Source organism: Rhodococcus aetherivorans, from assembly GCF_025722975.1.
Classification (GTDB): Bacteria; Actinomycetota; Actinomycetes; order Mycobacteriales; family Mycobacteriaceae; genus Rhodococcus; species Rhodococcus aetherivorans.
In genome coordinates this window covers 5,792,109-5,806,009 of sequence record NZ_CP106982.1, presented here as the reverse complement: position 1 = coordinate 5,806,009, position 13,901 = coordinate 5,792,109, and the positions used below count along the sequence as shown (strand labels likewise).

Here is a 13,901-nt window from a genome sequence, read left to right as displayed (position 1 = left end):
CGGTCTGGTCAGATCCCGCCGCGGCGGCCGAGGAGAAGCGCGCGCTGCATGCCAGGCAGTGTACTCGCTCGCCCCCGCCGGAGCCCACCCGGGATGCGAGGATTTCGCTGCCGGGGCCGGGCGGAGCAGGCCGTACGAACGTGACCCGATCGATACGGAGGGCGCTGTCGCGAGCCCCGCCGATCCAATACGTTGACCTCATTCGTCACACGGACACCATTGGTCACAGGAGTATCAGGGAAGACGCGTTTCGGTCACCCGGCCGGGAGGAGGGCTCATGAGGGCGGTCCGGTCGGCGACGACGTTCTCCTCGGCGCTGCTGCTCGCGCTCGGCTGCGCGGTGCCGTTTGCCGCTACTGCTCAAGCGGAACCGTGCGGGGGCTCCGGGTCCGGAAGCAGCGGCTTCGGCAGCAGCAACCCCGGTGCCGGGACGCCGCAGGGACCGCTGCCGACGATCACCTCCGGGCCCACCCGCACCGTCGCCTGGGTCACGGGACCGCGCAGCCCGAACCGGACCGACACCCGCTTCTCCGTCTCGGGCACCGACCTGGGAATCATGTGGGACAACGGCGGGACCGGCCCCGGCCGGCAGGTGCTCGCGGCCTTCGGAGACACCTTCGGCGACTGCTCGGTCGAGGGCGACGAATGGCGCCGCAACATCCTCATGCGCAGCGGCGACACCGAGCTGTCGGACGGCATCGCCGTGCCCGACCCCCGACCCGGGGATCGCTACTCCGGGGCGCCGGTGCTCTCCTCCGACCCGAACTTCGCCCGCGAGGTCCTCGGCAGCGTCGGCATCGACGGGGTCGAGACCACCGTCGTGCCCACCGCCGGCATCTCGGTCGGCGGCACGCAGTACATCAACTTCATGTCGGTGCGCGCCTGGGGCGATCCGGGCGAGTGGTGGACCAACGCCTCGGCCGTCGCGTACTCGACCGACAACGGTGAGACATGGACCGTCGACCCGGCCACCGCGCGAGTGAACACCCCCGTCGAGGTCCCCGGCGTCCAGCAGCTGGCGACGGGCAACGGCAACTTCCAACAGCACGCGTACGTGAAGCACGAGGGCTACGTCTACGACTTCGGCACCCCCAACGGCCGCTTCGGCCCGGCCTACGTCTCGCGCGTGCCCGAGGCGCAGATCCGCGACCTCACCGCCTACGAGTTCTGGACCGGCACCCACTGGGTCCTCGGCGGGATCGATGCGGCGGTCCCCGTCGTCGACGCCCCGGTCGGCGAGATGTCGGTGCACTGGACCGGCAGCACCTTCGTCCTCCTCTACGGCAACGAGGAACGCGGGCAGATCGAGATGCGCACGAGCGCGCGGCCGGAGGGCCCGTGGAGCGCGCCGCGGGCGGTCGTCACCAGCGCCCAGATCGGCGGCCTGTACGCGCCGTACATCCACCCGTGGTCCAGCGGCGACGACCTGTACTTCGTCGCGTCACGCTGGAGCGACTACAACGTCATGCTGCTGCGCACGACCGTCGCGGGATGAGCCGCCCGTCCGGGCTCAGCCCCCGTGACGGATCGTCTCGCGCGGCTCGGCGTAACGGACGGTCTCGTACCCGATGAGGACGAGCAGCACCGCCACCAGGATGCCGAGGGTCGCCAGCGCCGGGACGTGCCCCACCACGGGAAGGAGTGCGAGCAGGACGACCGCCGTCGTCGCCCGGGGAACCTCGACGCGACCGGTCGCGTAGGCGCGGAAGAACACCAGGGCGAGGAGATAGAGCGCGGCCCCGCCGTACAGGCCGGCCAGCGGCCAGCCCTGGAGGGGATCGGTGAGCCGATGATGGTTCCCGTCCCCGACGTAGGCGAGGATCTTCTTCAGGCCCAGCGAGAGCATGACGATTCCGATCACCATCGGCAGGTGGGCGTAGCTGTAGCAACGCTGGGCGATCCGGATCAGCCGGGTCCCGGTCGCCGCGTCGAAGACCTTCTCGACGGCCAGGGACGTGACGTCGAAATACGCCCACCACAGCAGCGCCGAGACGGACAGACCCAGCAGTGACGCGACGATGATCGCCCAGGAGATCGGCAGCGCCGCGACGCCGATCCCGATCGAGACGATCGACTCACCGAGGGCGACGATCACCATGAGTCCGTGCCGCTCCGCGAAGTGGCTCACCGAGCGGAGCCGCCACCCGGTGCCCCCGGCCAGGGTGCCGAGGTAGTCGCCCGCCAGGGCGAGGATCCACAGCACCGTCTGCGCGGGTCCGGACAGCTGCGAGGCGATCAGCAGGAACGCCGTTCCCGCCAGCATGCTCGGAAGGAATCGGAGCACCTGCCGCCGCAGCTGCGGATCGTCCCGGCTCAGGACGAGGAACGTCGACAGGTGGATCAGGCGCACGGTGAAGTAGCCGACCGCGAAGATCACCGGTCCGTCGAGGCCACCCGGCATGTCGTCGAACGCCTCGGGAATCGTCAGGGCGACGACGAACACGGCCCCCATCGCGGCGAACATCACCACTCGCATGAGGCCCTCGTCGGCGCGGGCGAGATTGCCCAGCCACGAGTAGCCGACCCACACCCACCACAGCACCGCCATGACGAGGGCGGCGCGCAGCACGTCGACGCCGCTGGTGTCCACCGCCATGAGGTCGGTGACCCGGGTCAGGGCGAAGACGAACACGAGATCGAAGAACAACTCGATGGGGGAGGCGGAGGAACGTTCGTCCAACGCTCGGACCTGCAGGCGTCTGCCGATGCTCACGCCGGAGATGCTGTCACCACCCGAGACCGCTGTCACGCCCGACGGTTCCGGCCCTCGCCGCGGGCCGGGAGCGGACGGCTGCCGGGTGCCGGGGCAGGTCGAGCCCCGTCCCTCCAGGCCGCATCGGTAAGCTGATCCCCTGGACTTGCACCCAAGACCCCGGAGGTTCGCCAGCGTGGCACTCGTCGTCCAGAAGTACGGAGGATCCTCGGTCGCGACGGCCGAGCGGATCCGGCGCGTCGCTGAACGGATCGTCGAGACCAAGAAGGCGGGCAACGACGTCGTCGTCGTGGTCTCGGCGATGGGCGACACCACCGACGAGCTGCTCGACCTCGCCCAGCAGGTGTGCCCGGCGCCGCCGGCGCGGGAGATGGACATGCTCCTCACCTCCGGTGAGCGGATCTCCAACGCCCTGGTCGCGATGGCGATCCACTCGCTCGGCGCCGAGGCGCGGTCGTTCACCGGCTCGCAGGCCGGCGTGATCACCACGAGCAGCCACGGCAACGCGAAGATCATCGACGTCACCCCCGGCCGCGTCCGGGCCGCGCTGGACGAGGGCAGCATCGTCCTCGTCGCCGGCTTCCAGGGCGTGAGCCAGGACAGCAAGGACATCACCACCCTCGGCCGCGGCGGCTCCGACACGACCGCCGTCGCCCTGGCCGCGGCGCTGAACGCCGATGTCTGCGAGATCTACACCGACGTCGACGGCGTCTTCACCGCCGACCCGCGCATCGTCAAGGACGCGCAGCGGCTCGAGAAGGTCTCCTTCGAGGAGATGCTCGAGCTCGCGGCGTGCGGCGCGAAGGTGCTCATGCTGCGCTGCGTCGAGTACGCCCGCCGCTACAACGTGCCCGTGCACGTTCGTTCGTCGTACACCACCAAGCCCGGCACCATCGTGTCCGGATCGATGGAGGACATCCCCGTGGAAGAGGCTCTGATCACCGGCGTCGCGCACGATCGCGGCGAGGCCAAGGTCACCGTCGTCGGCCTGCCCGATACCCCCGGTTACGCCGCGAAGGTGTTCCGCGCCGTCGCCGACGCCGAGATCAACATCGACATGGTGTTGCAGAACATCTCCAAGGTGGAGACGGGCAAGACCGACATCACCTTCACCCTGCCCAAGGGCGACGGCCCGCGCGCCGTGGAGCTGCTGAGCAAGCAGCAGGAGGAGATCGGCTTCACCCAGGTGCTGTTCGACGACCACATCGGCAAGGTCTCGCTCGTCGGCGCCGGCATGAAGAGCCACCCGGGTGTCACGGCGAAGTTCTGCGAGGCCCTCGCGGGTGCGGGCATCAACATCGACCTCATCTCCACGTCGGAGATCCGTATCTCGGTCCTCGTCGACGACACGGAACTCGACGACGCGGTGCGCGCCCTGCACGCCGCGTTCGAACTCGGCGGCGAGGAAGAAGCCGTCGTCCACGCCGGAACGGGACGGTAATCGCTGTGACCACTCTCGCTGTCGTCGGTGCCACCGGACAGGTCGGCATCGTCATGCGCACCCTGCTCGAAGAGCGCAACTTCCCCGCCGACCGGGTGCGGTTCTTCGCCTCGGCCCGCTCGGCCGGCAAGAAGCTGCCGTTCCGCGGTGAGGAGATCGTCGTGGAGGACGCAGCGGCGACCTCCGACGAGGATCTGAAGGGCATCGACATCGCCCTGTTCTCGGCCGGAGCGACCCTCTCGCGCGCGCAGGCGCCGCGGTTCGCCGCCGCCGGCGCGACCGTCGTCGACAACTCCTCGGCCTGGCGCAAGGATCCCGAGGTTCCCCTGGTCGTGAGCGAGGTGAACCCGCAGGAGGCGAAGAACCCGCCCAAGGGCATCATCGCCAACCCGAACTGCACCACCATGGCCGCGATGCCGGTGCTCAAGGTCCTGCACGACGAGGCCGGACTGCAGCGGCTGATCGTCTCGAGCTACCAGGCCGTCTCCGGCAGCGGCATCGCCGGCGTCGACGAACTGCTCGGCCAGGCGCGCGCCGTCATCGGCGACGCCGAGAAGCTGGTGCACGACGGCAGCGCCGTCGACTTCCCGGCCCCGGACAAGTACGTCGCGCCCATCGCGTTCAACGTGCTGCCGCTGGCCGGCTCCCTCGTCGACGACGGCAGCGGCGAGACCGACGAGGACCAGAAGCTGCGCAACGAGTCCCGCAAGATCCTCGGACTGCCGGACCTGCTGGTGTCGGGTACCTGCGTGCGCGTGCCGGTGATCACCGGCCACTCGCTGTCGATCAACGCCGAGTTCGAACGCCCGCTGTCGGTGGAGCGCGCGAAGGAACTGCTCGCGAACGCCCCCGGCGTGCGGCTCGTGGACGTTCCGACGCCGCTGCAGGCCGCGGGCCAGGATCCGTCGCTGGTGGGCCGGGTCCGTCAGGATCCGGGTGTGCCGGAGGGCCGCGGTCTCGCGCTGTTCGTCTCGGGGGACAACCTCCGGAAGGGCGCCGCCCTCAACACCATTCAGATCGCCGAGCTGCTGGTGTAGGTTCTTCGCTCCCGAGGGGGAGGTTGCCGCGACACGTCGCCGGCAACCTCCCCCTCGTCGTTCTCGGTGGGGCGTCGACGCATGGGCGCGGCGTTCCTCGTGCCGATTTCGCCGGCAGAGACGATCAGGACGCGTGTGTGTCCTCTGACGAGACCGGATGATCGGATTCGTCGAACGACGGCCGGTTCCCCTGAGCGAGCATGAGGTGGTCGTTGCTGGCGCCCGCTGCGATCATCGGCCAGACCAGGGCTGTGTCGTCGACGATGAGGTCGACGACGACGGGACGGTCTTCGATGGCGCGTGCGCGATGGTGTCCTCGAGATCCGCCTCGTGTTCGCAACGCAGCCGAGCGCTTCGGCGAGGAGGGCCAGTCCGGGATGCGCCGCGAATGGGTGGCGAGGTCGACGCTCGAATAGCGGCCCTGGTAGTGGATTTGCTGGAGTTGCCGGACCATGCCGAGGTTGCCGTTGTTGATGATCGCGACCTTGACGGGGATGCCTTCGACGGCGTCGGTGGCCAGTTCCTGGTTGGTCATCTGGAGACATCCGTCACCGTCGATCGCCCAGACCTTGCGATCCGGGGTGCCGAGTCTGGCGCCGAGTGCGGCGGGAACGGCGTAGCCCATGGTGCCGAAGCCGCCGGAGTTGAGCCAGGTGCGGGGCTTGTCGTAGGTGATGAAGTGTGCGGCCCACATCTGGTGCTGTCCGACTCCGGAGACGTAGATCGCGTCCGGGCCCGCCGCGCGTCCGATCGCATCGATGACGCGTTCGGGCGCCAGAGCGCCGGTGGGCGGGCGGGTGTAGCCGAGGGGGAAGGTGTCGCGTAATCGGTCCAGATCGGCGTACCAGCCGGTCGGATCGGGTGCGGGAGGGCAGGCTGGGCGGGCGCGGATGTGGCGTATCAGGGAGCTGATCGTTGTCTTGCAGTCGCCGACGATCGGTACGTCGGCGAAGCGGTTCTTGCCGATCTCGGCCGGGTCGATATCGACGTGGATGACCCGGGCGTGCGGGGCGAACGAGGCGGGGTCGCCGGTGACCCGGTCGTCGAACCGTGCGCCGAGTGCGATCAGCCGGTTCCTGCGTTGCAGGGCGGCGACGGTGCCGTGCATGCAGGGCATGCCGTAGTGCAGTCGGTGACTGTCGGGGATCGCGCCGCGGGCCATGTGGGTGGTCACGACGGGGATGCCGGTCAGCTCGGCGAGTTCACGCAGTTCGTTCGAGGCGTCGGCTTTGATCACTCCGCCGCGGACGTAGAGCACCGGGCGTTCCGCTGTGGCGATCAGGTCGGCTGCGGCCCGGAGGTGCTTGTCGTGGGGTTGCGTGATGACGTGGTACCCCGGTAGCTGTCGTTCCGGGGGCCAGGTGCAGGTGGTGCGGGCTTGCAGGACGTCCTTGGGAATGTCGACGAGCACCACGCCGGGTCGGCCGCTGGAGGCGATGTGGAAGGCGTCGGCGAGGGCTCGGGGGATCTCGGCCGGGTCGGTGAGCAGGACGTTCGGGACAGCTTCGAGACGCAGAACTGTCGTAGGAACGTACGGGTCGCGAAATCCACTTCATCGATCGGAGTGGTGGTCACCATCGCCAGAAGGCGTTGGTAGAACACCGCGGGGGTGAGGCCGAATTCGGGAAGGATGTACTCGTCTCCTCCGCCGAAGGGGGACCATTTGACGGCCAATGCCAGCAGGGTGCGATCGTCCGGGCTCACGCTTGCTCCTTCCGGGTGTGGTGGGCGGTCAGGTCAGGTCGGTTGTGGTGAAGCCGCATTCGAGGGTGTTCTTGACTGTGGTGAGGAAGCGGGCGGCGTCGGCGCCGTCGACGATGCGGTGGTCGTAGGTGATCGACAGGTAGGCCATCGAGCGCACGTCGATGCGGAGTTCACCGTCGGCTCGGATGGGGATCAGTCGTTCGACCACGGCACCGACGCCGAGGATGCCGGTCTGGGGCTGGTTGAGGATCGGGGTGTCGAACAGGGCGCCGCGGCTTCCTGTGTTGGTGAGGGTGAAGGTGCCGCCGGTCAGTTCGTCCGGGGAGATGGTGCCGGTGCGGACGCGTTCGGCCTTGCCGGCGATGGCCCGGGCGAGCCCTTCGATCCCGAGATTCTGGGCATCGCGGATGACCGGCACCATCAGCCCTTTGTCGCTGTCGACGGCGATGCCCAGGTGGCAATGGTCGAAATAGGTCACCTGGGTGACCTCGCTGTTCAGCGAAGCGTTCAGAATCCGGTGCTGCGCGAGCGCGTCGACGGCGGCCTTGGCGAAGAACGGCAGGAACGAGAGCTTGATCCCGGTGCGGTCGTAGAACTCGTCCTTGTGGGTGGTGCGCAACCGGGCGATGGCGGTGACGTCCACCTCGAACACCGTAGTCAGCTGGGCGGCGGTTTGCAGCGACTCGACCATTCGCCGGGCGATGGTGCGGCGGATGCGGGGCAGCTTTTCCACCGTGGTGTCGCCGGTCCCGGGGTCCTTCGGTTGTGGGGCAGCGTCTTTCGGTGTGGGGGGCGGTGCCGGGGGCGACGGCCGCAGGGGAGGAGCCGCAGCCACCGGCGCCACCGGCGCCGCCGCGGCCGGGGGTGCCGGATTCGCAGCAGGCGCCGGGATGGGTGGCTCAGAGGGTGTATCCACCGATCCGGTGTCCGGTTCGGCGATGACGGCCAGGTCGGCGCCGACGGCGACGACGTCGTTCTCCTCGGCGAGGATGCGTTGCAGGACACCGGTGACGGGGGAGGGGATCTCGGTGTCGACCTTGTCGGTGGCGACCTCGAGCAACGGTTCTTCGGCGGTGACGTGGTCGCCGGGTCGTTTGAGCCAGCGGGTGACGGTGCCCTCGTCGACGCTCTCGCCGAGGGCCGGCATGCGCACGGTGGTGCCGGTGAGTTGTCCGGTGGTCATGGGGTCTCTTCTGTTTCCGGTGATGCGTGAACGGTGCCAGGTCAGGGGAGGAGGTCGAGGGCGGCGGCGACGATGCTGTCGGTGTCGATGCCGTGGTAGCGGTAGACGTCGTCGAGCCCGCCGACCTGCCCGAACTTGCTGACGCCGAGGCAGGTGCTGCGCACCCGGTTGATGCCGGCGAGGAAGGCGAGGGTGTGGGGGTGGCCGTCGAGGACGGTGACCATCGGGGTGGCGCGGTCGGCGGGGAAGAGCTGATCGAGGATCCAGCTCTGACCCGAGGCTCGGCCCTGGCGGGCCTGCCAGGCCTCGAACAGCAGTCCGGGGCTGGTGATGCACAGCACGTCGGCCGGCGCACCGGAGGCCTCGAGCCGGTCGGCGGCGGCGAGCGCCTCGGTGATCATCGCGCCCATCGCCACGATCGTGACCTGCGCGTCGTCGCGGCGCCGGATCGGGTAGCCACCGGCGACGACCTGGCGGCGGCGGCGTTCGCGCGCGGCCGGGTCGGTGGGCACGGCGGCAAGGGTCTGATCGACCGGGCGGGTGGACAGCCGCAGGTACGCGGAGGTGCCGTCGGGGCGGCCGAGCCGGGCGAGGGAGGCGAGCAGGGTCCATTCGACGTCGATCGCGAAGGCCGGTTCGTAGCTGATGCAGCCGGGTTGTTCGAGACCGATCGAGGGGGTCTTGATCGACTGGTGCGCACCGCCTTCGGCGGCGAGGGTGACCCCGGAGGGGGTGCCGACGAGGATGGACTGTCCGCCGGCGTAGATGCCGTACGACCAGGGCTCGAGGGCGCGTTCGACGAACGGGTCGTAGAGCACCCCGATGGGCAGCAGCGGCTGGCCCCAGCGGCTCCAGGTGGCGCCGAGTTCGCCGATCAGTCCGACCAGGTTGGTTTCGGCGATGCCGAGTTCCATGTGCTGGCCGGTGGGGCGTTCGTTCCAGTGCATGATCGTTTCGGCGTCGTCGGCGAACCAGTTGTGCCGCTCGGCCGCCGACCACACGCCGACCTTGTTCACCCAGCCGCCGAGGTTGGTGGTGGAGCTGACGTCGGGGCTGACGGTGACCACCCGCCCGGCGGCCTCGGGGGCTTCGCGGGTCAGGTCCAGCAGTACCCGGCCGAGGGCGGCTTGGGTGGTGGCGGTGCCCTTGGGGGTGCGGCCGATATCGGTGGGAATCGTCAGGTTCGGCAGCGCCGGGGTCGCGTCGCGCCGCAGCCGATCGGCGGTGCTCTGGCACAGCTGTCCCGCTGAGGTGTCGGCCGCGAACCGGCCCCACGGGTGCTGCGGGTCCATTCCCAAGGCCGAGGCCAGTTGCGTGTATTCGTCGACGGTCAGCAGCGCGGAGTGGTTCTGCGGGTGGCCTTCGGTGGGCAGGCCGTAGCCCTTGATGGTGTAGGCGATGATCACCGTGGGGCGGGTGTCGTCGATCTGCCGGTACGCCTCCGAGAGGGCTCGAAGATCGTGTCCGCCGAGGTTGCGGACCGCGGCGGTGAGTGTCGCATCGTCGAGGGTGGCGATCAGCTCGGCGATCTGCGTGCTGCCGGGGCCGTCGCCGGGCAGCCGGTCGCGGACCTCGGCCGGGGTGCAGCGCAGCAGCCGCTGGTATTCCGGATTCGGCATGTCCAGGATGCGGGTGCGCAGCGCATCCCCGCCGGGTCGGGCGAACAGTTCTTCGAGCAGCGTGCCGAATTTGACGGTGACGACCTGCCAGCCGGCGGCGTCGAACATCTTCTCCAGGCGGCGGGCGGCGATGTGGGGCACCACCCGGTCCAGGGACTGGCGGTTCAGATCGACGATCCACACCACCTCACCGAGGTCGGTGATACCGGGATCGAGGATGGCCTCCCAGACCGCGCCCTCGTCGAGTTCGGCGTCGCCGACCAGTGAGTACTGCCGGCCCCGGCCGGTGTCGCCGAGGTGGGTGTCGACGTAGCGGCGGGACATCGCACCCCAGATCGGGGCGGTGGCGCCGATCCCGACCGACCCGGTGGAGTAGTCGACCGTGTCCGGGTCCTTCGACCGGCTCGGATACGACTGCAGGCCCCCGAACTCGCGCAGGGTGGTCAGGTACTTCTCGTCCAGTTCGCCGAGCAGATAGTTGATGCTGTGCAGCACCGGGGAGGCGTGGGGTTTGACCGAGACCCGGTCCCCGGGCTGCAGGTGCTCGAACCACAGGGTGGTCATGATCGAGACCATCGACGCGCAGGACGCCTGATGGCCACCGACTTTCAGGCCGGTGGGGTTGGGGCGGACCCGGTTCGCGTGGTGGATCATCGAGGTCGACAGCCACAACACCCGCTGCCGGATCGCCTCGAGGGCGGCAAGGTCCTCGGACGCACCGGTGTGGTCGGTGGGGTGCGGGGTCACGGAGTCGAGGGACACGGGCAGGGACATCGGAATTCTCCTTGAAGACAACAACGCGGAACCGGGCAGGACTACTGCATCAGGTGCCGAGGGGAGCCGGCTCGGCCGGCGACGGATGAGACGCGGCCGAGCGGCGAAGGAATGGGGATGCCAACCGGATTGTGTCTGGGAGGCTGCCCGACCTGCGGGGTGTTACAACAGTCCACCAGCGGGTGTCTGTTTGCGCAATACTGGAACCGAAAATTGAGCATTATGCACCCCGCTGGCGGGTGTGGACGAAAGGGAGGTGGGCACTGTGCCAAGCACACACCGAGCCGACCGGATCGACGCGCGAATCCTGACCGCCCTGTCCGACGACCCCCGCGCCACCGTCCTGGCGGTGGCCGAGCGAACAGGTCTGTCCCGCAACACCGTTCAAGCACGTTTGAGCAAGCTCGACGAGGCGGGGGCGCTGCGCTCGTTCGAACGCCGCATCGACCCGGCAATCCTCGGGTATCCGCTGCAGGCGTATGTGCTCACCAACGTCACCCAGCGCAAACTCGACCGGGTCGGGGCCGCACTCGACGCGATACCCGAAGTTCTGGAAGTGCACGGCCTCAGCGGCGTCGCCGATCTGCTCGTCCACGTCGCAGCCCGGGACGCGGACGATCTGTATCGCGTCGCCGGGGACATCCTGAACATCAAGGGCGTCAAACGCACCACGACGGCCTTGGTGATGCGCGAAATGGTGGACTACCGGGTCCGACCACTGCTCGACACGCTCGCGGAGTAAGTAACCCACGATCACTCCCAGCGGAGGCACTCGGTGTGCTCGAGGCGCGGAAGCCGCTCGAACCACGGATTCTGCCCCGGGTAGCCGATGTTGACGACCAGCAGCGACCGCCACTGCCCGTCGGGGAAGAAGTCGGCATCGAGTGCGGCGGCGTCGAAGCCGCTCATCGGCCCGGCCGCCAGACCGCGGGCCCGGACGGCGAGGATGAAGTAGCCGGCCTGCAGCGCCGCGTTCAGCTGGGCGGTGGCCGACCGGACTGCCTCGTTCGATTCGTAGAGCGGCCCGAGTTCGGGCTTGAACGGCAGCAGCGTGCCCATATGGTCGTGGAACCGGGTGTCGACGGCCAGGATCGCCGCGGCCGGAGCCGAAGCGGTCTTGGCCTTGTTGCCGTCGTTCATGTGGGCGACCAGACGATGACGCCCGGACTCGGTGCGTACGAACACCACTCGCAGCGGCTGAGTATTGGCCCCGGTCGGTGCCCAGCGTGCCAGCTCCCAGATCTCGGTGAGGTGTTCGTCGGACACCGGGATGGGTGCGAAGGTGTTCGCGGTCCGCGCCGCGGTGAACAACGCCTCGAGCGCCCGGTCTTCGACAGGCTCGAGCCGGTGGGGTGCAGGGTTCTCGACGGTGTCGGTCACGGCAGTCCTCACTGATCCTGTGTCTGGCGAGAGCGGTGAAAGGCGTTGGCATAGTCGATGTACCAGTCCAGAGCGTCGGTATCGGCGACGGTGGACCGGTTCAGTGCAGTCTCCGGCGGGGCCCCTTGGATGAGCTTCTTGATCGGCACCTCGAGGCGCTTGCCGGTGCGGGTGGTGGGTACGGCCGGGACGTCGACGATCTCGTCGGGCACGTGGCGGGGGGAGACCTCGGTGCGGATGGTGGTGCGGATCTTGTCGACGAGAGCGTCGTCGAGGTCGTATCCGGGGTGGAGTACCACGAACAGGGGCATGTGGTAGCCGCCGTCGGGGAGTTCGGCGCCGATGACCAGGGCGTCGGCGATCTCGGGGAGGGCTTCGACGGCCTGGTAGATGTCGGCCGAGCCCATCCGCACACCGCCGCGGTTGATGGTCGAATCGGAGCGGCCGTGGATCAGGCAGCTGCCGCGGCCGGTGACGGTGATCCAGTCGCCGTGCCGCCACACTCCGGGAAAGGTGTCGAAGTACGCGTCGTGGTAGCGGTGACCGTCGGGGTCGTTCCAGAAGTAGATCGGCATCGACGGCATCGGCGCGGTGATCACCATCTCCCCGACCTCGTCGATCAGCGGGTGTCCCTCGGTATCCCAGGCCTCGACGGCGACGCCGAGGCACGGTCCCTGCAGCTCGCCCGTGTACACCGGCTGGAGGGGATTGGCCCCGACGAACGCGGTGGCCACATCCGTCCCTCCGCTGTCGGAACCGAGGTGCACATCGGTCTTGACTGCCTGATAGACCCAGGCCCAGGTGGAGTCGGGCAGCGGCGAGCCGGTGCTCATGATCGACCGCAGGGAGCCGAGGTCGAAGTGCTCACCCGGTGTGGCGCCGGCCTTTTCGCACAGGGTCAGGTAGGCGGCTCCGGTGCCGAAACGGGTGACGCGTTCCTTACCGCAGATACGGAACAGGGTGTCGGGGCCGTCGGCGGTGGGGCTGCCGTCGTAGGTGACGATGGTCGCGCCGGTGACCATGGCGTCGACGAGCATGTTCCACACCACCCACGCGGTGCTGGCGGCGATGAACACCCGATCGGTGGGGCCGAGGTCGTAGTGCAGGGCGTTGGCCTTGAGGGATTCGAGCAGGATGCCGCCGTGCGAGTGCACGATGCCCTTGGGCAGCCCGGTGGTGCCGGAGCTGTAGAGGATCCACAGGGGATGCTCGAACGGCACCTGCTCGTACCGAGGTTCGGCGTCACCGGTGATCAGCTCGGCGAAATCGAGGACACCGTCGGGAAGCGGTGCCGTGCTGTCGAGGTGGCGGACCATGATGGTGTTTTCGACGGTGGGCAGGTGGGCCTGCAGCTCGGCGAGCAGGGCGCGGCGGTCGACGGTCTTGTGGTTGAACCGGTAGCCGTCGACGCCGATGAGCACGGTCGGTTCGATCTGGGTGAACCGGTCCAGCAGTCCCTTGAGACCGAAGTCCGGTGCGCAGCAGGACCACACCGCGCCGACGCTGGCCGCGGCGAGCACCGCGACCACCGTCGGCGCGATGTTCGGCAGCACCGCCGCGATCCGGTCGCCGGGGCGCACCCCCATGGCGCGGAACTGTGCGGCGAGAGTGGCGACCTGGGACACCAGCTGCGCCCGCCCGATCTCGGATCGGTGGCCGTCCTCGTCGAGCGAAATGATTGCCGGGCCGTCGGCGTCGATGTGCCGTAGCAGGTTCTCCGCCCAGTTCAGCCGCGCCCCGGGGAACCACTGCGCCCCGGGCATCTTGTCTGCGGCCAGCGCGGTGGAAGCGGGAACCGAGGCGAGGACGTCGAAGTACTCCCAGATCGAGGACCAGAATCCCTCCGGATCGGTCACCGACCATTGCCACAGCGACCGGTAATCGGTGGTGCTCACGTTCTTTTCGGTGGCGAGCCAGCGCTGGTACTGCGACATCCGGCAGGAGGCGACCCGCTCGGCAGCGGGAGACCACAACAGTTCGGGCTCGGGACCGGACATCGGTGGGGGGTTTCCTTTCGACTGGTATGCCACCCCGGCGACCGACCGAGGTA

The 13,901-nt window shown here is 68.9% G+C and carries 9 protein-coding genes and 1 pseudogene; 4 read left to right on the top strand and 6 right to left on the bottom strand.

What is annotated here, in order from left to right; all coding sequences use genetic code 11:
• Positions 1-277: 277 nt before the first annotated feature.
• Positions 278-1,495, top strand: a complete 1,218-nt coding sequence (locus tag OCS65_RS26625) for a DUF4185 domain-containing protein (RefSeq protein WP_263508169.1) — start codon at positions 278-280, stop codon at positions 1,493-1,495.
• Between the two features lie 15 nt (positions 1,496-1,510).
• On the opposite strand, the gene OCS65_RS26620 is transcribed toward OCS65_RS26625, so the two are convergent.
• Complete coding sequence (locus tag OCS65_RS26620) at positions 1,511-2,713, bottom strand: low temperature requirement protein A (protein WP_029547152.1); 1,203 nt, start codon at positions 2,711-2,713, stop codon at positions 1,511-1,513.
• Positions 2,714-2,888: 175 nt separating this feature from the next.
• Between OCS65_RS26620 and OCS65_RS26615 the strand changes: the two genes are divergently transcribed.
• Together OCS65_RS26615 and OCS65_RS26610 are read left to right on the top strand one after the other, a co-directional pair.
• A complete protein-coding gene (locus OCS65_RS26615) occupies positions 2,889-4,154 on the top strand; it encodes an aspartate kinase (protein WP_006932606.1) in 1,266 nt (421 codons plus the stop codon).
• Positions 4,155-4,159: 5 nt separating this feature from the next.
• A complete protein-coding gene (locus tag OCS65_RS26610; RefSeq protein ID WP_072634118.1) occupies positions 4,160-5,191 on the top strand; it encodes an aspartate-semialdehyde dehydrogenase in 1,032 nt (343 codons plus the stop codon).
• Positions 5,192-5,315: 124 nt separating this feature from the next.
• Here OCS65_RS26610 and OCS65_RS26605 read toward each other — a convergent pair.
• The 3 genes and pseudogenes from OCS65_RS26605 to OCS65_RS26595 form a co-directional block, all read right to left on the bottom strand.
• Positions 5,316-6,686 (bottom strand): annotated as a pseudogene (locus OCS65_RS26605) (thiamine pyrophosphate-dependent enzyme); the annotation flags it as partial.
• 237 nt (positions 6,687-6,923) lie between these two features.
• Complete coding sequence (locus OCS65_RS26600) at positions 6,924-8,078, bottom strand: 2-oxo acid dehydrogenase subunit E2 (protein WP_263508166.1); 1,155 nt, start codon at positions 8,076-8,078, stop codon at positions 6,924-6,926.
• Between the two features lie 41 nt (positions 8,079-8,119).
• Positions 8,120-10,471 (bottom strand): transketolase-like TK C-terminal-containing protein, encoded by a 2,352-nt coding sequence (locus tag OCS65_RS26595; protein WP_263508164.1) that lies wholly within the window; start codon positions 10,469-10,471, stop codon positions 8,120-8,122.
• Positions 10,472-10,736: 265 nt separating this feature from the next.
• Between OCS65_RS26595 and OCS65_RS26590 the strand changes: the two genes are divergently transcribed.
• Entirely contained in the window at positions 10,737-11,213 is a 477-nt protein-coding gene (locus OCS65_RS26590; RefSeq protein WP_006932622.1) for an Lrp/AsnC family transcriptional regulator, read from the top strand.
• Positions 11,214-11,224: 11 nt separating this feature from the next.
• Here OCS65_RS26590 and OCS65_RS26585 read toward each other — a convergent pair whose 3' ends face one another.
• Together OCS65_RS26585 and OCS65_RS26580 are read right to left on the bottom strand one after the other, a co-directional pair.
• Entirely contained in the window at positions 11,225-11,851 is a 627-nt protein-coding gene (locus OCS65_RS26585; protein WP_006932624.1) for a malonic semialdehyde reductase, read from the bottom strand.
• An 8-nt stretch (positions 11,852-11,859) separates the two neighbouring features.
• Complete coding sequence (locus OCS65_RS26580) at positions 11,860-13,848, bottom strand: acetoacetate--CoA ligase (protein WP_263508162.1); 1,989 nt, start codon at positions 13,846-13,848, stop codon at positions 11,860-11,862.
• Positions 13,849-13,901 lie beyond the last annotated feature (53 nt).